Raw genomic sequence first — 23,432 nt, 5'->3', positions numbered from 1 at the left:
CCCCCTGAAACGGCGACGGGCCCGCCCCCGTGCAGGGAGCGGGCCCGTCTGTGAGCCGTGAGGCGCTGCTCAGCCGGCGAGGATGGCGCGCGCCAGCTTGGCCGTCTCGGTCGGCGTCTTGCCGACCTTGACGCCGGCGGCCTCGAGGGCCTCCTTCTTCGCGGCGGCCGTACCGGAGGAGCCGGAGACGATGGCACCGGCGTGGCCCATGGTCTTGCCCTCGGGCGCGGTGAAGCCCGCGACGTAGCCGACGACCGGCTTCTTCACGTTCTCCTTGATGAAGGCCGCCGCCCGCTCCTCGGCGTCGCCGCCGATCTCACCGATCATGACGATCAGATCGGTGTCGGGGTCGGCCTCGAACGCGGCGAGGGCGTCGATGTGGGTCGTCCCGATGACCGGGTCGCCACCGATGCCGACGGCGGAGGAGAAGCCGATGTCCCGCAGCTCGTACATCATCTGGTACGTCAGCGTGCCGGACTTCGACACCAGGCCGATGCGGCCCGGCTTGGTGATGTCGCCCGGGATGATGCCGGCGTTCGACTGGCCCGGCGTGATGAGGCCGGGGCAGTTCGGGCCGATGATGCGGGTCTTGTTGCCCTTGGACCCGGCGTACGCGTAGAACGCGGCCGAGTCGTGGACCGCGATGCCCTCGGTGATGACGACCGCGAGCGGGATCTCGGCGTCGATGGCCTCGACGACGGCGGCCTTGGCGAAGGCCGGCGGGACGAAGAGGACGGATACGTTCGCGCCCGTCTTCTCGATCGCCTCGGCGACCGTGCCGAAGACCGGGATGTCGTTGCCGTCGATGTCGACGGACGTGCCCGCCTTGCGGGGGTTCACGCCACCGACGATGTTCGTGCCGTCGGCCAGCATGAGCTTGGTGTGCTTCATGCCCGTGGCACCGGTCATGCCCTGGACGATGACCTTGGAGTCCTTGTTGAGGAAGATAGCCATGGCTGTTTAGTCCCTCGTCCCTTACTTCGCAGCCGCGAGCTCGGCGGCCTTGTCGGCCGCTCCGTCCATGGTGTCCACACGCTGCACCAGCGGGTGGTTGGCGTCGGAGAGGATCTTGCGCCCGAGCTCCGCGTTGTTGCCGTCCAGACGGACGACGAGGGGCTTGGTGACGTCCTCGCCCTTGTCCTTGAGCAGCTGCAGCGCCTGGACGATGCCGTTGGCGACCTCGTCACAGGCGGTGATGCCACCGAAGACGTTGACGAAGACGGACTTGACGTCCGGGTCGCCGAGGATGATCTCCAGGCCGTTCGCCATGACGGCGGCGGAGGCGCCACCACCGATGTCGAGGAAGTTGGCCGGCTTCACGCCGCCGTGCGCCTCACCGGCGTACGCGACGACGTCCAGGGTGCTCATGACGAGACCCGCGCCGTTGCCGATGATGCCGACCTCGCCGTCGAGCTTGACGTAGTTGAGGTTCTTCTCCTTGGCGGCGGCCTCGAGCGGGTTGGCCGCCTCCTTGTCCTGGAGGGCCTCGTGCTCCGGCTGACGGAACTCGGCGTTCTCGTCCAGGGAGACCTTGCCGTCCAGGGCGATGACCTCACCGGAGGCCACCTTGGCCAGCGGGTTGACCTCGACCAGGAGGGCGTCCTCCTTGAGGAAGGTGTCCCACAGCTTGACGAGGACGTTCACGACCTTGTCGGCGACCTCGGCCGGGAACTTGGCGGCCGCGACGATCTCGCGGGCCTTCGCCTCGGTGACACCCTCGTTGGCGTCGATCGGCGTCTTGGCGACGGCGTCGGGGCGGGTGGCCGCCACTTCCTCGATCTCCATGCCGCCCTCGACGGACGCGATGGAGAGGAAGGTGCGGTTGGCACGGTCCAGGAGGAAGGAGACGTAGTACTCCTCCACGATCTCCGGGGCCGTCTCGGCGATCATCACCTTGTGGACCGTGTGGCCCTTGATGTCCATGCCGAGGATGTTGGTCGCGTGCTCGACCGCCTCGTCGGGGGTGGCGGCAAGCTTCACGCCGCCGGCCTTGCCACGGCCGCCGACCTTCACCTGGGCCTTGACGACGGACTTGCCACCGAGGCGCTCGGTGGCTGCGCGGGCCGCCTCAGGCGTGTCGATGACTTCACCGGCCAGCACCGGTACATCGTGCTTGGCGAAGAGGTCCCTCGCCTGGTACTCGAACAGGTCCACGCGCTTCCGTCCCTATCAGTGATCTCGCGGTTCGTTGTCTGCGTGGGCGTGCCGCGAGGGCAACGTGACGTCCGCTGTCTGTCACAAGGGAGGCGCACACGGTGTCCGAGCGCGCGGCATGTCCGTCTCGCAGGTTATCGCTGCTTCCGGGAGGCCTCTAAATCGAGGGTCACACCTGAGCGGTGATACCTGTCACATGATGCCGCGCTCTCTGGCACGGCGTGCCGGGTGTGAGGAGCGGGTGAGGGGCCTCACCGGGATGGGGTTGACCCGGTGAGGCCCGCCGGACACCCCGGAAGGAGCACGAGGCCCTGTTCAGGGCCCGGCTCTCCCGGGGCGCCTGGCCGGGTGGCCCCCACCCCAATGGGGGCCACCCGGCCCATCCACGAGGTTGCGGCCTCGGACCACCGACGGCTTTCGGCCGTCCGGGCGTGACGCCTCGTGAAGCACGGGGATGCGGGAGGGGTGCCGCGGGGCACCCCGGGTGGCGGGGTCGGCCGGCCGAGGAGCCCCCCGCCCCGGGGGCGGGCCTGCGGCGGGGAGACCTCGGCGGACGTCCGTGCTAGCCGGGCGAGAGGGGGATGTCCCGGTGACCGCACCGGGTACCGGCCCCGGATGCGGGGGCCCAGTCAGCGGACACGAGCGCGAGCGGCGCCGCGGGGCTCAGGGTGACGGCGTGGGCATCGCCGTGACGCGACGTGCCGCTGTCGGCCATGGACCGGTTGCCGAGCACGCCGTCAGGACGACCGCCGGACGAGTGGGCGGCAGCCGGGGTACGGCCGGCGTGCGGGGAGGGTCCGGAGTGGCTGGAGTGGCGGTGGTGACCTGAGTGAGGGGAGCTACTGAGGCGATCCACGTGGCCTAGGCGATCCGCGTGGCTGATGGGCGCGGCGGGTCTCAGGTGGTGGGCGTGAACGTCGGGGGTTCCTGGGCCTGGCCGGGCGACGTGGGGTTCGGGGCCGGAGGCCGCGGCGTCCGGCTTACCGGCTTGTCGTGAGGGGTCGCCTTCGTTCGCGGGCACCGACGCCGGGGCCCACGCCGACGCCGGGGCCGGGGCCCATGCCGACGCCCCGCCCGGCTGCGGGTCGGCCGTGATGGAGGCGGGGAGGGCAGGAGGAGCGGGGAAGGCGGGACTAGCGGGCAGGGTGGCAGGACTGGGCAAGGTGGGAGTAGCGGGCAGGGTGGGAGGAGTGGGTGGAGCGGGCGCGCCCGGGACCTCCACGGCGTGGGCGTCGGGTGGTGCGGGCAGGTCCGCCACGTTCGGCAGGTCCGCCAGGCCCTGCAGGTCCGGCAGGTCCGGCAGGTCCGGCAGACCCGCCACCTTCGGCAAGTCCGCCAGGCCCGGCAGGTTTGAAAGGCCCGGATGTGCGGGTGAGGCCGATCTCTCGCTCTCGGGTCCCCCCACCTCACCGACGACCCGAACGAGCCTCTGGCCGCTGATGACCTCCCCGGCCCGGGCCTCCGGCCGCACCCTCACGCCGTTTGCACCGTTCTCCGCATGAGCCTGCTCCCCCCACAGCAGTCCGATGACCAGCAACCCGCCGACCAACAGCGTCACTTGGAGCGCACGCCGCCCGGCCGCTGGGCGCAGCGTGCGCAACGCGGCTTCGGGCAGGGCTGTTGAGCAGCTCAAGAGGGGGAGCTTCCTCCCGTGCGACGGAAGCGGTACCGCCCGGCCGACACCCCGCACGGCCGAGCAGGCGCCGATCCTCGCACGGGAGTGCGGAGGTTGCGCAAGCCCTTGCTTACCGATGGTCCGTCATGTCCTTTTTGCTGCTCCAAGTCGGACGATGACCCATCGACACATCGGCATCCGCCCCCTCAGGCAGGGCCACTTCACAGCACCCGTCACGCCGCATCCGGTATCGGCAACGGCCGCTTCTCGATCGCCGCCGCCATCACCTCCGGGAACAGGTCGGGCGTGCAGGCGAACGCCGGTGCCCCCAACGCCGCGAGGGCGGCCGCGTGCTCCCGGTCGTACGCCGGTGCCCCTTCGTCCGAGAGGGCGAGCAGCGTCACGAACTGCACGCCCGACGCCTTCATCGCGGACACCCGCTTGAGCATCTCGTTGCGTATGCCGCCTTCGTAGAGGTCGCTGATCAGCACGACCACCGTCTCCGCGGGGCGGGTGATCTGCGACTGGCAGTACGCGAGCGCCCGGTTGATGTCCGTGCCACCGCCGAGCTGGGTACCGAACAGCACGTCGACCGGGTCGTCCAGCTGGTCCGTGAGATCGACTACCGCCGTGTCGAAGACGACGAGTCGCGTGGAGATCGTCCGCATCGAGGCGAGCACCGCCCCGAACACCGATGCGTAGACAACGGATGCCGCCATGGATCCCGACTGGTCGATACAGAGGATGACCTCCTTCTTCGTGGACTGGGCGGCCCGCCCGAACCCGATGAGCCGCTCCGGCACGATCGTTCGGTACTCGGGCAGGTAGTGCTTGAGGTTGGCCGCGATGGTGCGGTTCCAGTCGATGTCGTGGTGGCGGGGCCGGTTGATCCGGGCGCTTCGGTCGAGGGCGCCGGTGAGGGTGGCCCGGGTGCGGGTGGCGAGCCGCTTCTCCAGGTCCTCGACGACCTTGCGCACAACGGCCCGGGCCGTCTCCTTCGTCGTCTCCGGCATCGCCTTGTTGAGCGACAGCAGCGTGCCGACGAGGTGCACGTCGGCCTCGACCGCCTCCAGCATCTCCGGCTCCAGCAGCAGCGTGGCGAGACCGAGCCGGTCGATGGCGTCGCGCTGCATGACCTGCACGACGGAGGAGGGGAAGTACGTCCGGATGTCCCCGAGCCAGCGCGTCACGGACGGCGCCGACGCCCCGAGTCCCGCGGAACGGTCCCGGCCTCCCTGTGACCTGCCGTCCTTCCTGCCGTAGAGCGCGGTGAGCGCCCCGTCCATCGCCGCGTCCCGTCCCGACAGCGCGCAGCCGGTGCCGTCCGCCGCGTCGCCCCCGAGGACGAGCCGCCAGCGCCGCAGCCGCTCCTGCGCCGGGTCCGTCGTCTCGGACGTCATGCCCGCCCTTCCTCACGAGGCCGTTCCCACAGCGGGATCACCGGTACGGTCGTCGACGGCCGCCCTTCCGCCCGGAACCCGCCCGCCACGGTGGCTCCCGTTTCCGGTGCCGTCGTCCGCTCTCTCAGTGCCTCGGTCGTCATCCCGTCACCCCCGCCAGGTCGTTGTCGGTGTTCTCGTCCACTTCGTCCAGTCCGAGCAGCAGCCGCACGACCGGCAGGACCGCGTCCGCGCGCAGCGTGTCGAGGTCGGCCGCGAAGCCGGGCGTTCCGGTGCCGGCGGCTGTCGCGCCGCCCCCGGTTCCCGGCCCGCGCCGGACCAGTTCGCCGAGAGTCCGGCGCACTCCGGGCTCGTACGCCGAGAACGTCCGCCGCAGCAGGGGCAGTACGTCCGTGAACGCCTCGGCCGGCACCCCGGTCAGCCACGCGTCGACCAGTCCGAGCAGCCGCTCGTCGTGCACCAGGAGCATCCCGCCCCCGGAGGTCCCTCCCACGAAGCCCTCGATCCACGCGGCCGCGTCCGCCGGCGGTGTGCCCGGTGACAGGACGAGTCCCATCAGCAGTGCCGCCTCGTCCTGGGCCAGCTCCCCGTCGTCGAGCAGCAGCCGGACGGCCCGCCCCCGGACGACCCCGGGCACGGTGTCCCGCCCGGACAGCACCCGCAGCACCGACTGCCAACGGCCCCTCAGACGGCCGTGCCCCGCGGCGGGGGAGTCGCCCAGCAGGGCCACTGCCCCGTGCACCGCGTCCACGTGGCCCCGCATCTCCTCGGCGGCGTCGGCGTCGAGCGCGGCGCAAGCCGGGGGAAGACCGACGAAGACCCGTTCGGCCAGTCCGGCGGCGACCTCCGCCAGGGCTCCGGTGTCCGTGCCGCGCACGTCTCCGTAGCGCAGGGAGCGGACCAGGGCCGGGAGCGCCTGGGCGAGATGGCCGACGTCGGTGTCGAGGGCCGCGCGGTCGGCGAGGATCCGCATCACCGTGGGGAGCGCGTCGGGCAGTTCGGCCAGCAGGCAGCGCTCGGCGAGCCCGGTGACGCCGGCGAGGCCCTCCGCGCCGACGGCGTCCGCCTCGGCCTTGGCGGTCGCGGCGGACAGGACGGTCGTCCCCCACACGCCGGCCTCGGCGACCCGTACGGACAGCTCGGGCTCCCAGCGCAGCCGCCATGTCTCCCGGAACGTGCCCGTGCTGCCCCGCGATGCGGCCGGTTCGCCCCACGCGATACCGAGCAGTCGCAGCCGGTGCAGCAGCCTGCTGCGGGCGGCGTCGTTCTCCTTGCGCAGGTCGAGCTCCAGCTCCCTCTCCAGCGCCTCCGGCTTCAGCCGCAGCCGGCGATGCAGCCGGGTGAGGTCCCGCTGCAACGGCACGGCCGGCGCCGAGGGCGGCACCTCCCCCAGCACGTCCCCCACGACCAGCCGGTCCCGCACCAGCGCCAGCGGCACGTCCGAGCCCTCGCACATCACCGCTCGCACGGCGTCGGTCGTCTCGCTCAGGCCGGGCAGCGGACGGCCGCGCATCGCGGCGAGCGTCTCGGCCAGCCGCACCGCCTCGATGACGTGTGCGGAGGAGACGATCCGGTCCTCGGCGCGCAGCAGCCCCGCCACCTTGGTCAGCCATCGCTCCACCGGCCGGTCCGGGGCGCTGAACAGGTGCCCGTACCAGCCCGGTGAGTCGATGCCGGCCCCGTATCCGCTGGTCCGGGCGAGTCGGCGGTGGGTCCACGGCACCCAGGTCATGTCCGTCTTGACCTTGGGCAACCCCTTCAGCAGCGCCTTGTCGGCGGCGACGGTGGTCTTCTGCCGCAGCGCGGGCACGTGCCACGCCCCGCAGACCACCGCCACACCGTCCTCGAACTCCCGCTGCGCGGCCCGCACCTGGAGCCGCATGTACGCCTCCCGTACCAGGTCCCGGTCGTGGCCCCCGCTGCCGTAGGTCTCCCGCAGCGCGGCCATGGCCTCCTCCAGCGCGGTGAACGGCGCGAGCGCGTCGCCCTCCTCCGCGCCCCGGTGCTCGACGACGTCCTCCCACCACCGCTCCGGGTCGTCGTAGCCGGCGGCGTCGGCGAGCACTCCGAGCGGGTCGATCCGGAGCTCGGCGGGGCCGGGACCGGTGTCCCCGTCCGCCGTCGTCCCGTCCGGCGGCGGTCGTTCGCCCTCTGTTCCCGCCGCGTCCTCCTGCAACCCCCAGGCCAGCGTGTGCGTGGCCGGCAGGTCGATGAAGCGGGCCGGGACGTCGTGTTCCAGGGCCCAGCGGAGGGCGACCCACTCCGGGGAGAACCCGGCCAGCGGCCAGAACGCCGAGCGGCCGGGCTCGTCCACGGCGTGGGCGAGCAGGGCGACGGGTGGCCGCATCTCCTCGTCGGCGGCGAGCGGGATCAGGGCGTCGGCCTCGGGTGGCCCCTCGATCAGCACGACCCGCGGCCGGACCTCCTCCAGCGCCGTCCGCACCGCCCGCGCCGACCCCGGTCCGTGATGCCGCACCCCGAGCAGCACCGGCCCCGCCCCGGCCCCCCGGCCCGCGGCCTGTTCCACACCGGTCATCTCGTCCCCCTCCCGTCCCGCACGTCCCCGCCCGATCCCGCGGGCGACCACCGTCCCGTCGCCCGGGGCCACCGCCCCGTGTTCCTCACACGCTCACCTCGCGGCAGGCCCGGTAGAAGTCCTTCCAGCCGTCACGCTCGCGGACCACCGTCTCCAGGTACTCCTGCCAGATGACGCGGTCCGCCGCCGGGTCGCGGACCACCGCGCCGAGGATGCCCGCGGCGACGTCGGCCGGCCGCAGCACGCCGTCGCCGAAGTGGGCCGCCAGGGCCAACCCGTTGGTGACGACGGAGATCGCCTCGGCCGTGGACAGCGTGCCGCTGGGGGACTTCAGCTTCGTCCGCCCGTCGGAGGTGACCCCGTCGCGCAGCTCGCGGAAGACCGTGACGACCCGGCGGATCTCGTGGAGCCCGTCGGGGGCGGCCGGCAGGTCGAGGGAGCGGCCGATCTGGTCGACGCGCCGCGAGACGATGTCGACCTCGGCCTCGGGGCTCTCCGGCAGCGGCAGCACCACCGTGTTGAAACGGCGGCGCAGGGCGCTGGACAGGTCGTTGACCCCGCGGTCGCGATCGTTGGCCGTGGCGATCAGGTTGAATCCGCGGACCGCCTGCACCTCCTGGCCCAGCTCCGGTATCGGCAGCGTCTTCTCCGACAGGATCGTGATGAGCGTGTCCTGCACGTCGGCCGGGATACGCGTCAGTTCCTCGACGCGGGCCGTCATGCCGTCGGCCATGGCCCGCATGACGGGGCTGGGCACGAGGGCGTCGCGGCTCGGGCCGTGGGCGAGCAGCTGCGCGTAGTTCCAGCCGTAGCGGATGGCCTCCTCCGGGGTGCCGGCGGTGCCCTGCACCAGCAGCGTGGAGTCGCCGCTGACCGCGGCGGCCAGGTGCTCGGACACCCAGGTCTTCGCCGTGCCCGGGACGCCGAGCAGGAGCAGGGCGCGGTCGGTGGCGAGCGTGGTGACCGCGACCTCGACGAGGCGACGCGGGCCGACGTACTTGGGACTGATCACCGTGCCGTCCGGCAGGGTGCCGCCGAGCAGGTACGTGGCGACGGCCCAGGGCGACATCCTCCAGCGGGCCGGGCGCGGCCGGTCGTCCTGAGCTGCCAGCGCGGCGAGTTCACGGGCGAAGGCGACCTCGGCGTGCGGTCGCAACGCCTGGGTCGGTGCCGTCTCCCCCGCTTCGACGGACGTCGGCTCCACGGACACGGTCATGGCAAAGTCCCCCTCCAGCTCGGCCGGTTCGGATCTGTCGCCAACGTTGCACCACACCACTGACAATGCGTTCCGACCTGCGGAAATGCCCTGCCGGAGCCGCTGGCGGACCCGATTGTCAGTGGCGGGATCTACCTTCGGTGACATGACTCAGCAGGGGGCGCGCTGGACCGCGGACCAGGTGCTGGCACTGGCGCCTGACGCGGCATCACGCAAAGCGGGAAGCAAACTCGGGGCGGCGGGGCCGTGGTCCGAGGCGGGGAGTTCCGGCGAGGGGACGGTGTGGGGGCTGTGCAAGGGCAGCGGAAGCAAGCCGTATCAAACAGTCGTGGACATGGCGGACGCCGCCGGGCCCGCGTACAAGTGCAGTTGCCCGAGCCGCAAGTTCCCGTGCAAGCACGCGCTGGGGCTGTTGCTGCTCTGGGCCGCCGACGACGCGGCGGTGCCGCCGGGGCAGGCGCCGGAGTGGGCCGCGCAGTGGACAGCTGGGCGGCGCGAGCGAGCGGAGGCGAAGAAGACGGACGCCGGCTCCGGTGCGCCGTCCGGGGCCGCTGACCCCGAGGCGGCGCGACGGCGGGCGGAGCGCCGGGCCGAGCGGGTCTCGGCGGGCGCGGTGGAGCTGGAGCAGCGCCTGGTCGACCTGCTGCGCACAGGCCTGGCGACCGCGGAGCAGTCGGGGTACGGCCTCTGGGAGGAGACGGCGGCCCGCATGGTCGACGCCCAGGCGCAGGGTCTGGCGGGCCGGGTGCGGGAGTTGGGGGCGATCCCGTCGACCGGCCCGGGCTGGCCGGTGCGGCTGCTGGAGGAGTGCGCGCTGCTGCACCTGCTGGGGCGGGGCTGGCTGCGCCGCGAGCGGCTACCGGCCGGCCTCGCCGCCACGGTCCGCTCCCGCATGGGCCTCCCGGCCTCCGCGGACGGCCCGCCGCTGCGCGACCGCTGGCTGGTCCTCGCCCAGTACGACACGACGGACCCGCGCCTGACGACCCGCCGGATCTGGCTGCACGGCGCCGACTCCCGCCGCACCGTGCTGCTCCTCTCCTACGGTGCGGCCGGCCGCGCCCCGGAGCCGGCGCTGCCGGTGGGCCTGACTCTGGAGGCGGAGGTATCCGCGTACCCGGGCACCGGGCAACCACGAGTGGCCCTGGGCGAGCAGTTCGCCCCGCCCGCGCCCGCGGCGATACGTCCGCCGGGGCTGACCACGACCCAGGCGGCCGCCCGTTACGGCGACGCCCTGCGCGACGACCCGTGGCTGGAGTCCGTCCCGGTGACGCTGGACCGGGTCGTTCCGACGCCGGACGGCGACTCCTGGCAACTGGCGGACGCCGACGAGGACGCGGCGTTGCCGCTCACTCCGGCCGCCCGCTCCCGGCCGGGCCTGTGGCGGCTCGTGGCCCTGTCGGGCGGGGCACCGGTCAGGGTCTTCGGCGAGTGCGGCCACCAGGGCTTCACTCCGCTGACGGCCTGGCCCGAGGGCCCGGGCGACGCGGTCGCGCTGTGCTGACCCGGCGGCAGCGGCCCCGCCCACGGTACGTGGACCGGCCTTTCCCACCACACGGATCCACACATTGTTCAGGCAGCACGGGACAACAGGTAAGGGCGAGCCTTCAACTACCGGGCGCCCCGCGGAAAGGAAGCTCATGACCAGGACCTCCACCCCTGTGGGCGCGCCCGGCGCGGACACCTGGGAGAGGCTCGTCACCACCGCGCTGCTGGGCACCGACCGGCGCACCCCGCCGGGCACCGCCCCGGGCCCGGACGCACCCCTGGCCCTGCTGGACGCGGCGGCCGTGGAGACCGTACGACGACGGGCCGGTCTGCGCCCGGCGCGGGCGGCCGAGCGTCCGCAGGCGGCTCCGGAGGACACGCGTCCCGCGCTGCCGCCGGCGGCGGCCCGCAGGCTCGCCATGCTGCTGGCCGACCGCCCCGGCCCGTCCGGCGGCGGCCGGCGGGGCACCGCACCCGACCTGACGGAGCTGCTGCCGCAGTGGCTCGCGGTGGCGAACGCCGGTGGATTTGCACCGCCTCCGCAGGTGCTCCCGGCGTTGCTGGACGCGGCCCGGGGGCGTACGGACCTGCGTCCGGCGGCGCTGGAGTTCGCGGGGCCGCGAGCCCTGTGGCTGGCCCGGCTGAACCCGGACTGGCGGTTCGCCCTGCGCGCGACCCCGGGCGGCGGAGCGGCCCTGCCGCACCTGGAGGACGACGACAGGATCCGGCAGTTGTGGGAGGAGGGACTGTTCGCCGAGCGCGTCGCCCTGCTGTCCGCGCTGCGTTCTCGCGACCCTGCCGCCGCACGCGACCTGCTCGCGACGACGTGGGTGACGGAACGGGCCGAGGACCGTCTGATGTTCCTCGACTCGCTGCGCGACGGCCTCGGCCCGGACGACGAGCCGTTCCTGGAACAAGCCCTGGCCGATCGCAGTCGCAATGTCCGGGCGACGGCCGCGGAATTGCTGTCGGCCCTGCCCGGTTCGGGGCTCGCCGCGCGGATGGCGGTCAGGGCGGAGGCGTGCGTCGCCATCGACCACACACAGTCCGCCCGGCCCCTAGGGACCGGAGCCCCGGGTGAAGCGGCCCGAGGGATCACGCAGACCGCTCCGACGATCGCCGTCGAAGCACCGCACGAGTGTGATCCGGGCATGGAACGCGACGGCGTCCTGGCGAAGGCCCCCGCAGGGCGCGGAGAGCGGTCCTGGTGGCTCGGTCAGCTGGTGGAGGCGGCACCGCTCGGGACGTGGTCGCGGCGGCTCGGCGGGCGCACTCCCCGGGAAATCGTGGCGCTGCCGGTGGCGGACGGCTGGCAGGGCGAGTTGCACGCGGCGTGGTGCCGGGCGGCGGTGCGCCAGCGGGACGCCGCGTGGTCACGCGCGCTGCTCGGGGAGCCGTCGGCGCCGGATGCGGGCGGTCCGGGTGCGGTGTCCCTGGCCGAACGCGCCAAGCTGCTCGGCACGCTGAGCTCCGGCGAGCGGGCCGAGTGGGTGGCCGGCTTCATCTCCGCGCACGGCCTGTCGGAGGCCTTCCAGCTGCTCGGTGTGTGCGCGGTGCCCTGGGCGGCGCCGCTCGGGCGGGCGGTGGTGGACGCACTCAACATCGCTCGGGACGCAGGGAGTTATCCATGGAGTTTCAGCGGGGTCATGGGCCTGGCCGAGCGCTGCCTCGACCCGTCCGAGGCCTCCCGGCTCGACGCGCTGCTGGCCGTACCCGACGAACCGGAGAATGCGTCGCCGGGAGCCGGGGGCTACTGGGCGGAGGCCTTCCAGCGCCTGGTGACGACCCTGCGTCTGCGTGCTGCGATGGCCGAGGAGCTGGGAGTGGCCTGACCGTTCCTGTGGACTGAGCGGAGTGGGTCCGTTCAGCCGCGCGCCCCGGACGGTCTTGGGCGAGCCGGTCCCCGGCGCACTCGACCCCGGGTGGCGACACGCATCCTGTGCGTGGTCCAAGCCCGGGAGGCCAGTTCCCTTGCGACCTGGCCGGTTGGGTAGGGCCAGAGTCGACGGGGGGCCCTGAACCATCCTCTGGTGGAGCCGGGGCCCCGCACGGCCGGCCCGCTGCCGGGGGTGCCGACGACGGCGCGGGCGTCCGGCCGCCCGGCGAAGCGGCCCCACCCGACCGAGGCCCCACCGGTTCCGCCCGGACCGAGGCACCCGGGCCGGTCCGCCGGAGGCTCAGGCCTCCGCGGGCTGACGGGCGTTCGTCCGGACCCAGTTCACGATCGAGGCCGTCGTCGCGCCCGGCGTGAAGATCTCCGCGACGCCCTTCTCCTTCAGCAGGGGGATGTCCGCCTCGGGGATGATCCCTCCGCCGAAGACCAGGATGTCCTCCGCGTCTCGCTCCCTGAGCAGCTCGATCACGGCCGTGAAGAGCGTGTTGTGCGCTCCGGAGAGGATGGACAGCCCGATCGCGTCGGCGTCCTCCTGGAGCGCCGTGTCGACGATTTGCTCGGGGGTCTGGTGAAGCCCGGTGTAGATGACTTCCATACCGGCGTCGCGCAGGGCACGCGCGATCACCTTGGCCCCGCGGTCGTGGCCGTCGAGCCCCGGCTTGGCCACCACCACGCGGATCGGACCGGCTGCCACACCCATCACTGCCTCCATGAAGCGACTACATCCATCCGTACCGACAAGTACCGCACACATCGGGCAAGCCGTACACGCCGCACCGCACGGACGCCCCGCCCCGAACCTTCCGGGCAAGTGAACGGACGTTATCTCCAGCATCCCGCAACCGGCAGTTTCACGGTGGATGCCGAGGGGGAAATCACACGATGAGACAAGCGCAAGGGGAGTTGCATCGAGGTAGCCGTACCGCCGCACCGTCCACGACGGACCGCGACAGCACGGCACTTCGGCGAAGGCACGCAGGGCAAGCACAGCACGCACAGCACGCACCGCACGCAGGGCAGACACGGCGCACCGGCGGGGAGCCTCGTCACCCCACCGATCGGGGACCTCCGCCGCACCACCGGCGTCACATGCGCCACACGCCGCGCTCTACCCTCACGGCTCACGCGGCTCTCGCGGTCATCGCCGGCCGTCTTCGCGGCTGCTTTCCACGAGGGCACACGGGGGTCGGAGGCGTCCTCCCGCGTGCCGACAGGAGGTCGGCCATGAAGGTCACCAGGGCGGCTCTGCCCTTTCTTCCGTTCTGCGAGCGCCTGCTGCCGGGCAGACTGGCGGGACTCTCCCTGGCTCTCCTGAAAGCCACCGCCCTGGAGATCGCGATCCTGGCCGGGCATCTCCTCCTCTACCCGTCCGGCATCACCCAGGAGCGCCGGGCTCCCGTCCCGGCGCTGCCCTCGGACGGTGCCGCCCAACTGCCCACGGAGGCCAAGCCGCCGGTCCTGCTCCTGCACGGATTCATCGACAACCGCTCGGTCTTCGTCCTGCTGCGCCGCAGCCTCGCCCAGCACGGCAGGCAGCAGATCGAGTCGCTCAACTACTCGCCGCTGACCTGTGACATACGGGCCGCCGCCGAACTGCTCGGCCGGCACATCGAGGAGATCTGTGAGCGCACGGGGGCCGACCGGGTCGATGTCGTCGGACACAGCCTCGGCGGACTGATAGCGCGCTATTACGTGCAGCGGCTCGGCGGCGACACGCGCGTACGGACATTGGTCACGCTCGGCACGCCGCACTCGGGAACCCGAGTGGCGCCCTTCGCCGACGCGCACCCCATCGTGCGCCAGATGCGCCCCGGCTCACCGGTGCTCAAGGAGCTCGCTCTGCCCGCCCCTGACTGCCGTACGCACTTCGTCAGCTTCTGGAGCGACCTGGACCATGTGATGGACCCGCTGGAGACGGCCTGCGTCGACCATCCCGATCTGACGGCGCAGAACGTGCGCGTGACCGGCATCGGCCATCTCGCCCTGCCCGTTCACCCCGCCGTCGCCAACGGCATACGGCAGGTCCTGGACACGGCACACGCGGGTGAACCCTCGGCCGAACAAACCGGCGGTCTGACGGTCGCCTGAGAATCGTCATACAGCGATCACTCAGCGCCGAAGCACCGATCAACCTCGAACAAACTTCGAACACAGAACCAAACCCGTGCCCGCCGTCCGCCAAAACACGGCCGAATGCCCGTTTCCTGCGCGCGCGAAACCTGCAGAAGATTGTCGTGCCCGCGTACCGCCGGGTACAGTCGCCGCACTGCTCTGGCAGCCCCTGTTGTCGAGGCGAAAGAGAAGTTGGTGAACGACCGTCACCCGTCGGGGACCATGACCCCGGCTCCGGCTTCCGACGCCGCCTCCGCGCACTACGCGTCGTACGGCACCCAGGAAGCCCAGTACGGCGACTTCACCACGTACGGCGACTACGCCGCCACCGGATTCGACGCCACCGGGGCCACCACGGCCGGTACCGACGGCGTCGGTTTCGACGCCACCGGGCACACCACCGCGAGCTTCGCGACCGACCCCCTCTTCGGCGACATGCCGGGCAGTGGCCAGGACACGGGCAGCTACGACACCGGCCACTGGCCCACCGGCACGCACGAGAACGTGCACTACGACGGATACGCGGCCCAGCACCACGGCGCCTACGACACCGGCGTCTACGACACGACCTCCTGGACGGCCGAGCAGCAGCCGATGCCGGCCATCCCGTCCCAGGCCCCCTCCCCCGACGCCACAGGGCAGTGGGAGTCCGGCGCCTGGCTCCAGCCGGATCAGTCAGGCAACCCCGCCGACCACACCCAGCAGTGGGAGTGGGGCACGCAGGCCTTCGACACAGGCGCCTACGACGCCACGCAGTGGAACTCCGACGGCACCGCCGCACCGGATCCCGACGCGTACGAGCACCCCGCCGAAACCTTCGGGCAGCACGAGACCGCGACGTTCGAGCAGGTCGCCTACGACGAATCCGCCGGGGCCGGTTTCCACGACCCCGCCGCGGACGGAGACGAGCCGGCCGCCACCGGTGAACTGCCCGTCGTCACCCCGCTCCTGGACGGCCAGGAGGACGTCGTCCCCGTCGCCCCGTCGTCGCGGGCGGCCTCGCGCGCCGGTTCCCGTTCCCGCCGCCGCACACCGCCCAAGCGCTCGGCGCTGATGACCATCGCGGTGCCCTCGGCCTGCGTGATGGGTGTCGCCGGGATCGCCGCCGCCTCCGTGGGCAGTTTCGCCGACGACAGTGCCGCCGAGGCGCAGACGACCGCGGCGGACGCACAACCGGTCAAGCCGGCTGCCGCCAACAACAAGCTCGACACTCAGCTGCAGAGCCTTTCCGCCGGTGCAGACGACTTCGCCGACCGGGCCAGCCGTACACAGGAGCGCATCGACCTCAAGGCCCAGCAGGCGGCCGAGAAGAAGCGCGCGGCGGAGGAAGCGGCCCGCAAGGAGCGGCTGCGCCCCAAGTTCGCGCTGCCGGTCGCCCGGCACGGACTCAGCGCCTACTACGGCCAGTCCGGCATCAACTGGATGTCCCTCCACACCGGCATCGATTTCCCCGTCTCGTACGGCACGACCGTGATGGCCGCGACCGACGGCACCGTGCGCACCCAGTGGAACAGCGCGTACGGCAACATGATGATCGTGACCGCCAAGGACGGCACGGAGACGTGGTACTGCCACCTCTCCACCTACACGGTCCCCTCGGGTACGACCGTGAAGGCGGGCGATCCGATCGCCCGCTCGGGCAACTCCGGCAACTCCACCGGTCCTCACCTGCACTTCGAGGTGCGCCCGGCCGGCGGCTCGGCGATCGACCCGCTGCCGTGGCTGCGCAGCCACGGCATCGACCCGGCGTAACGTCCCGGCAGCCCCCGCCGGTCCGACGACAGGGCTCCGAACCAAGTCCGGCAGGCCCTTCGCACCCTGGGCGTTGATACCGGTCAGCCGGCAGGTGGCCGCTGCCCGAGGCGAGACGTCGGATCCCTCACGAACTGTGCGTAACAGAACCCCAGGCGCGGACACGGCCAAGAAGGGCCTAGGAGTCTGCGAGCCACGCCAGTAGGCGGCCCTGCGACCAGCAGCGGCCGACGGCCTCGGCGCGCAGAGCCGACTGGCCGAACACCGCCAGGCCGATGATGCTGTGGCCGGAGGCGCGGCGGTCGCCGAGTGTCGGTATCGCCGGCGCGACTCCGACCCCCTCCGCTGACACCCACGCCACGGTCCGGCCGGCCGCCGCCTCGTCGAGGCGGTGCAGGAAGCGCAGGCGGCGCTCGAGCGGGAAGCGCGACAGCGCCCACGTCGTGGTGACGACAGGCAGAGCGTCGGCGGGCACACGGGCGAAAGCCTCGGGCAGCACCTCGACGGCGTCACCTCGCAGCAGCAGCGGAGGGACTGTCGCCGACAACGCCATCTCCGCGTCGAGCCTTGCGGCCTGCTCCGGATGACCGGACGCGTCCGGCCACAGGCAGGCGCGCAACCATCGGGCGTGGTCAGCGTCGGTCACGTCGACCGGATCGAGGTCGATGCCGACCCGGGCGACGACCTCGGGCAGGGCCCGGGTCGGGACGGGCCGGTCTCCCACGGTCGAAGACGTCATCTGCACGGGAGATGACGGGTCTCCCAGCGATTGTCCGTTGCTGTACGTGATGCCGACGCGATCGACATTGAGGTTGAGTCCAGCCGAGCAGCCCACGTCGATCAGCCCCACCGCATGCGCGCCCACCCGGCGCGCAGCCTCGGCGATGGCCGGATACAGCACGGCGCAGCGTCCGGTCTCGTTGGTCCGCGTCTGCCGGTGCGCGGCGGTGGCCACGACGGAGTCGGTCATGCGCAGCAGCGTGTCGATCGCCGCGGCGGCGGCAGCGTCGCCGTCCGCGGCGGCATAGGCCGCGGCGAGTGCCGGGGCGCGTCCGGCGAGGGCGAGGTCGTGCAGCGCGGCAAGGATCAAGGCGGGGTGCCGCTTGCGCGCGGGCGCCGCCTCGATGGCACGCAGGGCCTCGTCGGATTCACTCAGGGCGACGGCGACACGCTCGTACAGCGGCGACCTTTCGGCGGCCTCGACCTCACCGAAGTGTCGGTACACCTGAGCGAGTGTGCGGGCTCTGCCCACGGGCAGGGCTCTTTCTGCGGTCGGCCTGGGCATCCGACGATCCTAGCCATCCGCAGGGAACCCCGTGAACGTCCTCCACGAGCCGGCAGACGAAGGGCGGTGACGGAATCCGCGCACGCCGACTTCGCGAAGCAGGATCCGGACTCAGCTGTTCGACGTCGTGGTCGCGCAGGGCGGTGACGACTTCCCGGGCCGTCCCGGGGGCTCATCTCACGGCACTACAGCTTCTCCACCGGCGCGTACCGCAGCAGCAGCCGCTTCGGCTTGGCCTCGCCGAAGTCGATCGTCGCCTCGGCGTTCCCGCCCGTGCCCTTGACCGCGACGACGGTTCCGAGCCCGAACTGGTCGTGTGTGACGCGGTCGCCGACCGCCAGTGCCACGACCGGCTTCTCGGCGCTGCGGCGCGTGGCGAAACCGGAGGCGCCCGAGGCCGACGAGCGCGAACGCGACGAGGACAGCGAGGCCGCCACCGCCGAGACCGGCCCGGAGGACGCGGGCGCGGTCGCCCCGGTCCGCTTCCACTCCACGTGAGCCGGCGGGATCTCCTCCAGGAACCGGGAGGGCGGGTTGTACGACGGCTGGCCCCAGGCGCTGCGCAGGGTTGACCGCGTCAGATACAGCCGCTCCCGCGCGCGGGTGATGCCGACGTAGGCCAGGCGCCGTTCCTCCTCCAGCTCCTTGGCCTGCCCGAGGGCGCGCATGTGCGGGAAGACGCCGTCCTCCATACCGGTCAGGAAGACGACCGGGAACTCCAGGCCCTTGGCGGTGTGCAGGGTCATCAGGGTGATGACGCCGTCGCCGTCCTCCTCGTCGGGGATCTGGTCGGAGTCGGCGACCAGCGCGACCTGCTCCAGGAAGTCCGAGAGGGTGGTCTGCTCGTCCTCGCCGCGCTCCTGCTCGAATTCCATGGCGACGGCGGCGAGTTCCTGGAGGTTCTCGATCCGGGTCTCGTCCTGCGGGTCGGTGGAGGCCTGCAGCTCGGCGAGGTATCCGGTGCGCTCCAGCACTGCTTCCAGAACCGTGGCCGGTCCGGCGCCGGACTCGACGACCGTGCGGAGGTCCTCCATCAGCGTGTTGAACCGCTTGACGGCGTTGGTGGAGCGCGCGGCCATGCCGTACGCCTCGTCGACGCGCTTGAGCGCCTGCGGGAAGCTGATCTTCTCCCGCTGGGACAGGGCGTCGATCATCGCCTCGGCCCGGTCGCCGATGCCCCGCTTGGGGACGTTGAGGATCCGGCGCAGCGGCACGGAGTCCTCCGGGTTGGCCAGGACGCGCAGGTAGGCCAGGACGTCCCGGACCTCCTTGCGCTCGTAGAAGCGGACGCCACCGACGACCTTGTAGGGCAGGCCGACGCGGATGAAGACCTCTTCGAAGACACGGGACTGGGCGTTGGTCCGGTAGAAGACGGCGACGTCGCCGGCCTTGGCCTCGCCGGCGTCCGTGAGGCGGTCTATCTCGTCGGCGACGAACTGCGCCTCGTCGTGCTCGGTGTCGGCGACGTAGCCGGTGATCCGGGCACCGGAGCCGGCCTTGGTCCACAGGTTCTTGGGACGGCGGGACTCGTTGCGCTCGATGACCGCGTTGGCGGCGCTGAGGATCGTCTGCGTGGAGCGGTAGTTCTGTTCGAGCAGGATGGTCGTCGCGTCCGGGTAGTCCTCCTCGAACTGGAGGATGTTGCGGATCGTCGCGCCGCGGAAGGCGTAGATCGACTGGTCGGCGTCGCCCACGACACACAGCTCGGCGGGCGGGACCTCGGCCTCGGGCGGCACGTCGACGGGGTGCTCGGACGTGCCGACCAGCTCGCGGACCAGGGCGTACTGGGCGTGGTTGGTGTCCTGGTACTCGTCGACCAGCACGTGCCGGAAGCGGCGGCGGTAGTGCTCGGCCACGTCCGGGAAGGCGCGCAGGAGATTGACCGTCGTCATGATCAGGTCGTCGAAGTCGAGGGCGTTCGCCTCGCGCAGCCGCGACTGGTACATGGCGTAGGCCTGGGCGAGGGTCTTCTCGAAGCCGTCGCCGGCCTGGGCGGCGAAGTCCTCCTCGTCGATCAGCTCGTTCTTCAGGTTGCTGATCTTGGCGCTGAAGGACTTCGGCGGGAAGCGCTTGGGGTCGAGGTCCAGGTCGCGGCAGACCAGGGCCATCAGGCGCTTGGAATCGGCGGCGTCGTAGATCGAGAAGCTCGACGTGAAGCCGAGCTTCTTGCTCTCGCGGCGGAGGATGCGCACGCACGCGCTGTGGAACGTCATGACCCACATGGCGTTCGCGCGCGGGCCGACGAGCTGCTCGACGCGTTCCTTCATCTCGCCGGCGGCCTTGTTGGTGAAGGTGATCGCGAGGATCTGGCCCGGGTGCACGCCGCGCTCGGCGAGCAGGTGGGCGATGCGGTGCGTGAGCACCCGGGTCTTGCCGGAACCGGCACCGGCCACGATGAGCAGGGGGGAGCCGGAGTGGACGACGGCGGCGCGCTGGTTGTCGTTCAGACCCTCCAGGAGCGCGGCGGTGTCCACCGGGGGGCGCGGGGCGCCGTCCCGGTAGTAGGCGTCCCGGTCCGGGGGTGCGTCGAACTTCCCGCCGAACAGATCGTCCGGAATCGGCTCCGGTACGTGATCGTCCTCGGGTGGCGGCGGGGGCTCGTCCGCGGGGCCCCGCTGGGCCTGGAGGTTCGCCAGGAAGCTGTCGTCAAAGAGGCTGCTCATCGCTCTCCGAGTCTAGGGCGCCCCACTGACAGCCCGCCGCCGCCCTGAGAACATCGCCGGGCGCCCGGGCCCCACCGACCGGCCGACGGCGCGTTGTCGCCCTCCATGACGGCTTGATCACGCCCCGCTACACACTTCGTAATTGCGGACAAAGCGTGACCAGGCCGCCCCGATCGTTCACTCTCGGCAACACTCATGACCAAGGTCACGAAAATGTATCGGGCATATCACCCATCAACCTTCACAGGGGCCACACGAGTTGGCTACCGTGCGACCAGGCCGCATGACCCCCACCGGCGAACGTCGCCGGGCCGCGCGGCCTCCGCCGAGTCCGGTGTGCCGCAGCGGCAGCCGGAGCCGGGGACCCAACCGTGAACCTGGGGTGAATCGGCCCGACTCCCTGTGCGGAGACGGCCGTAGGGCAAACCTTCCGAACCACCCGCCCGAACCCGACAGCTAACCCGGTAGGCGGAACATGGAAGGAGTCGCCTCCCTTGGCGTCGCACCGCAAGTCGCGTCCTACGGGTACGCGCGTGGCAGGCATACGGACCCCCGCCCTCGCAACGGCGGCCCTCACCTCCGTGGCCCTGCTGTCCCAGTCGGCCAACGCCGCCCCCGAGGCCGACGACAAGCCCAGCCTGGAGGAAGTCGAGAAGAAGGTCGACGACCTGTACCGCCAGGCGGGGTCGGCGACCGAGAAGTACAACGCGGCCAAGGAGAAGACGGCGAAGGAGCGCAAGCGCGCCGACGCCCTCATCGACGACGTCGCGAAGCGCACCCAGAAGCTCAACGAGGCGCGCGAGCAGCTGGGGTCCTTCGCCTCCGCCCAGTACCGCACCGGTGCCGCCGCCCCGGACACGGCGACGTTCCTGCTCGCGGACACCCCGCAGGACTACTTCGACCAGACCCAGCTGATGGACCGGATGACCGGTCGTCAGAAGGTCGCGGTCGACGACTACGTCACGCAGCAGTCCGAGACGATGAAGAAGCGCCAGGAGGCCACCGAGAGCCTCGAGACGCTCACCGAGTCGCAGGGCGCCCTGAAGACCGCCAAGGCGACCGTCCAGCGCAAGCTCGCCGACGCGCGCGAGCTGATGTCGAAGCTGACCGCCGAGGAGAAGGCCCGGCTCGCGGCGATCGAGAAGGAGAAGCGCGAGGAGGCCGCCCGCAAGGCCGACGAGCTCGCCCGGCAGCAGGCCGCCGCCCAGCAGCAGGCGCAGGACGAGGCCGCTCGGCAGCAGGACAGCGGATCCTCGTCGTCGGGTTCGGCGGGCTCCGGCTCGTCCTCTGCGACGGCCCCGGCCGACTCCTCTTACGCCACCAAGGCCGACAAGGCGCTCGCCTTCGCCCGTGCCCAGATCGGCAAGCCGTACGTGTGGGGCGCCGTCGGCCCCGGCTCCTACGACTGCTCCGGCCTCACCCAGGCCGCGTGGAAGGCCGCGGGCGTCACCCTGCCGCGCACCACCTACGACCAGGTGAACGCCGGCACCACGGTCCCGCTCTCCCAGGCCCGTCCCGGTGACCTGGTCTTCTTCTACGACGACGTCACCCACGTCGGGATCTACATCGGCAACGGCATGATGATCCACGCCCCGAAGCCCGGCACGTACGTGCGCGAGGAGTCGGTCTACTACGACGGCGAGTCGGCCATCCACAGCGTGGTGCGGCCGGCCTGAGAGGCCTCGTCACACTTCTTGAGAGGCAACACCTTTGAGGGGCACGCGCGCGTGCCCCTCTCTGAACGAGTGCGGCGCTCTCTAGCATCGGCGCTATGTCCGGTCCCTCCCCGTTTGCCACCTGGTGGTCGACGTATGCGCTGGCGACCGGCATCGTGTCGGTCGGTCTCGACTCAGCGGGGTACGAAACCCTTTCCCGCATCGCCCTCGCCCTGGCCTGCGCGGCCTGGCTGGCGGCGGCCACGGGTCTCGTCCAGCGGGCACACGGCGGATGGCGGGCGGAGACGCCGGCCGCGCTCACGGCCGTGGCGGCGACCGCCGTCCTGGGTACCGGCTTCTCCGCGGCGGGCCGGCAGTCCCTCGCCGAGGCACTGCTGGCTCTCGCGATGCTGCTCTGGGCGGTACTGCTCACCGCGGAGGCCGGGGGGCGGCGCGGCACGGTGTTCCTGCGCTGTGTGGCCACCCAGGGGCTCGCGGTGCTCGGCGCCACGCTCGCCGCGGCCGACACGTCGCCCTGGCTCGCCCACGCGGCCCTGGTGCTGTTCTGGCTGGGCCTCGCGCTCTACGGCTTCGCCCTCTTCCGCTTCCAGCCCCGGCAGGTGGAGGAGGGGCGCGGCGACCACTGGCTCGCGGCCGGCGCCCTCGCCGTCTCCGCACTGGCGGGGGCGAAACTCCTCAGCGCCGACAGCGCGCGCCTGTATCTGTGGAACGAGGAGAACGCCGACGCGCTGCGCACGACGGCCGTCACGCTGCTCGTGCTCGCGCTGATCGCCTGCGTCGCCCTGCTCCTCGCCGAGCTCTTCTGGCCCCGCCACCACTACGACGCGCGGCGCTGGGCGACCGTGTTCGCCGCGGTCGTGACGGCCGCGGCCGCCCTGGCGGTCGCCGCCGCCCTGGACGTCCCCTGGCTCGACGCCGCCGGGGAGGTGCTGCTGTGGATGGCGGTGGCGGCGTGGCTCGGGTGCACCGCCTGGGCGATCACCTCGGCCCGGACCGGCGCCCGGCGCTCCGGGGTCAGGTCCAGAGCACGGCGATGAAGATGTTCGCCGTGGTCAGCAGACCGACCAGGCCGAAGAGGCCCTTGTCCACCTTCTCGTCGTCCCGCTTCACGTACACCAGGCCGAGGATCACGATCAGCAGGGCCAGCTTCACGCCGATCTTGATGTTGTTCACGGACTGGTCGTCGGCCTGGTTGAGGCCGACCAGGATCACACCGGTGACCAGCATCGTGAGCGCGCCGTGCAGCATCGCGGGGGTGTAGCGGGCGCTGCCCTCGCCCATCGCCTTCATCTGGGTGAGGAAGCCGCCCAGGAGCGAGGCGATGCCGATGATGTGGAGGCCGACGAAGAGGTGGATGAGTACGTCCATGAGGCCGGAGCCTAATCAGGGTCCCGAGACCGCCCGACACCGGCCCAGTGATGCACATATGCACCCCATAGCACCCGATCACGGTCACTCGCTCACGATTCGGCGCATCGATCATCACGCTGAGTTAAGTCGACGGCGTCCAGGCCGGACCACGGTCGCATACGGTCACCGCCGGTCCTCTCAAGACACTTCCGCACACCTGCCACCGGCCCGTCACGGCGACGCCTAGCGTCCTCCACCAGGTGCCCGGCTCCCCACCGCCGCCCGGGCCAGGGG

The 23,432-nt window shown here is 71.9% G+C and carries 15 protein-coding genes and 1 riboswitch; of the genes, 6 read left to right on the top strand and 9 right to left on the bottom strand.

The features are described 5' to 3' along the window. Positions 1-69: 69 nt before the first annotated feature. The 5 genes from sucD to ACFY9S_RS09940 form a co-directional block, all read right to left on the bottom strand. Positions 70-954 carry a succinate--CoA ligase subunit alpha gene (gene sucD, locus ACFY9S_RS09960; protein WP_391125097.1) on the bottom strand — a complete coding sequence of 295 codons (885 nt, stop codon included), beginning with the start codon at positions 952-954 and terminating at the stop codon, positions 70-72. A gap of 21 nt (positions 955-975) precedes the next feature. Next, positions 976-2,154 (bottom strand): ADP-forming succinate--CoA ligase subunit beta, encoded by a 1,179-nt coding sequence (gene sucC, locus ACFY9S_RS09955; RefSeq protein ID WP_102913453.1) that lies wholly within the window; start codon positions 2,152-2,154, stop codon positions 976-978. A 1,848-nt stretch (positions 2,155-4,002) separates the two neighbouring features. Beyond that, a complete protein-coding gene (locus ACFY9S_RS09950; RefSeq protein ID WP_391125094.1) occupies positions 4,003-5,169 on the bottom strand; it encodes a VWA domain-containing protein in 1,167 nt (388 codons plus the stop codon). Positions 5,170-5,308: 139 nt separating this feature from the next. Further along, entirely contained in the window at positions 5,309-7,705 is a 2,397-nt protein-coding gene (locus ACFY9S_RS09945; protein WP_391125091.1) for a DUF5682 family protein, read from the bottom strand. Between the two features lie 85 nt (positions 7,706-7,790). After that, positions 7,791-8,921: an AAA family ATPase gene (locus tag ACFY9S_RS09940; protein WP_391125088.1), complete on the bottom strand. Its 1,131-nt coding sequence runs from the start codon at positions 8,919-8,921 to the stop codon at positions 7,791-7,793. A gap of 145 nt (positions 8,922-9,066) precedes the next feature. Between ACFY9S_RS09940 and ACFY9S_RS09935 the strand changes: the two genes are divergently transcribed. Together ACFY9S_RS09935 and ACFY9S_RS09930 are read left to right on the top strand one after the other, a co-directional pair. Next, positions 9,067-10,422: an SWIM zinc finger family protein gene (locus ACFY9S_RS09935; protein ID WP_391125085.1), complete on the top strand. Its 1,356-nt coding sequence runs from the start codon at positions 9,067-9,069 to the stop codon at positions 10,420-10,422. Between the two features lie 136 nt (positions 10,423-10,558). Then, positions 10,559-12,238 carry a DUF5691 domain-containing protein gene (locus tag ACFY9S_RS09930; protein ID WP_391125082.1) on the top strand — a complete coding sequence of 560 codons (1,680 nt, stop codon included), beginning with the start codon at positions 10,559-10,561 and terminating at the stop codon, positions 12,236-12,238. 345 nt (positions 12,239-12,583) lie between these two features. Here ACFY9S_RS09930 and ACFY9S_RS09925 read toward each other — a convergent pair whose 3' ends face one another. Then, positions 12,584-13,000, bottom strand: coding sequence for a cobalamin-dependent protein (locus tag ACFY9S_RS09925; RefSeq protein ID WP_391125079.1), 417 nt, complete (start codon positions 12,998-13,000; stop codon positions 12,584-12,586). Between the two features lie 524 nt (positions 13,001-13,524). On the opposite strand from ACFY9S_RS09925, the gene ACFY9S_RS09920 reads away from it, so the two are divergent. After that, positions 13,525-14,388 carry an alpha/beta fold hydrolase gene (locus tag ACFY9S_RS09920; RefSeq protein ID WP_391125076.1) on the top strand — a complete coding sequence of 288 codons (864 nt, stop codon included), beginning with the start codon at positions 13,525-13,527 and terminating at the stop codon, positions 14,386-14,388. Between the two features lie 105 nt (positions 14,389-14,493). Then, on the top strand, positions 14,494-16,164 hold the full coding sequence (locus tag ACFY9S_RS09915) for a peptidoglycan DD-metalloendopeptidase family protein (protein WP_391125073.1): 1,671 nt from the start codon (positions 14,494-14,496) through the stop codon (positions 16,162-16,164). A 178-nt stretch (positions 16,165-16,342) separates the two neighbouring features. Here the strand turns inward: ACFY9S_RS09915 and ACFY9S_RS09910 are convergent, their stop codons facing one another. Together ACFY9S_RS09910 and pcrA are read right to left on the bottom strand one after the other, a co-directional pair. After that, on the bottom strand, positions 16,343-17,389 hold the full coding sequence (locus tag ACFY9S_RS09910; protein ID WP_391125070.1) for a DUF2332 family protein: 1,047 nt from the start codon (positions 17,387-17,389) through the stop codon (positions 16,343-16,345). A gap of 245 nt (positions 17,390-17,634) precedes the next feature. After that, positions 17,635-20,112: a DNA helicase PcrA gene (gene pcrA, locus ACFY9S_RS09905; protein ID WP_391125067.1), complete on the bottom strand. Its 2,478-nt coding sequence runs from the start codon at positions 20,110-20,112 to the stop codon at positions 17,635-17,637. 313 nt (positions 20,113-20,425) lie between these two features. Continuing rightward, positions 20,426-20,598: riboswitch (cyclic di-AMP (ydaO/yuaA leader) on the top strand. 8 nt (positions 20,599-20,606) lie between these two features. Between pcrA and ACFY9S_RS09900 the strand changes: the two genes are divergently transcribed. Both ACFY9S_RS09900 and ACFY9S_RS09895 read left to right on the top strand, forming a co-directional pair. Then, positions 20,607-21,788, top strand: a complete 1,182-nt coding sequence (locus tag ACFY9S_RS09900) for an NlpC/P60 family protein (protein ID WP_391125064.1) — start codon at positions 20,607-20,609, stop codon at positions 21,786-21,788. Positions 21,789-21,883: 95 nt separating this feature from the next. Then, a complete protein-coding gene (locus tag ACFY9S_RS09895; RefSeq protein ID WP_391125061.1) occupies positions 21,884-22,825 on the top strand; it encodes a hypothetical protein in 942 nt (313 codons plus the stop codon). On the opposite strand, the gene ACFY9S_RS09890 is transcribed toward ACFY9S_RS09895, so the two are convergent. Then, positions 22,803-23,156, bottom strand: a complete 354-nt coding sequence (locus ACFY9S_RS09890) for a hypothetical protein (RefSeq protein WP_391125058.1) — start codon at positions 23,154-23,156, stop codon at positions 22,803-22,805. The genes ACFY9S_RS09895 and ACFY9S_RS09890 overlap by 23 nt on opposite strands. Between the last annotated feature and the right edge of the window lie 276 nt (positions 23,157-23,432).

The organism is Streptomyces sp. NPDC012474 (genome assembly GCF_042955185.1).
Classification (GTDB): domain Bacteria; phylum Actinomycetota; class Actinomycetes; order Streptomycetales; family Streptomycetaceae; genus Streptomyces; species Streptomyces cahuitamycinicus.
The sequence above is the reverse complement of the archived record's forward strand: the minus strand, read 5'-3'. Positions and strand labels throughout refer to the sequence as shown.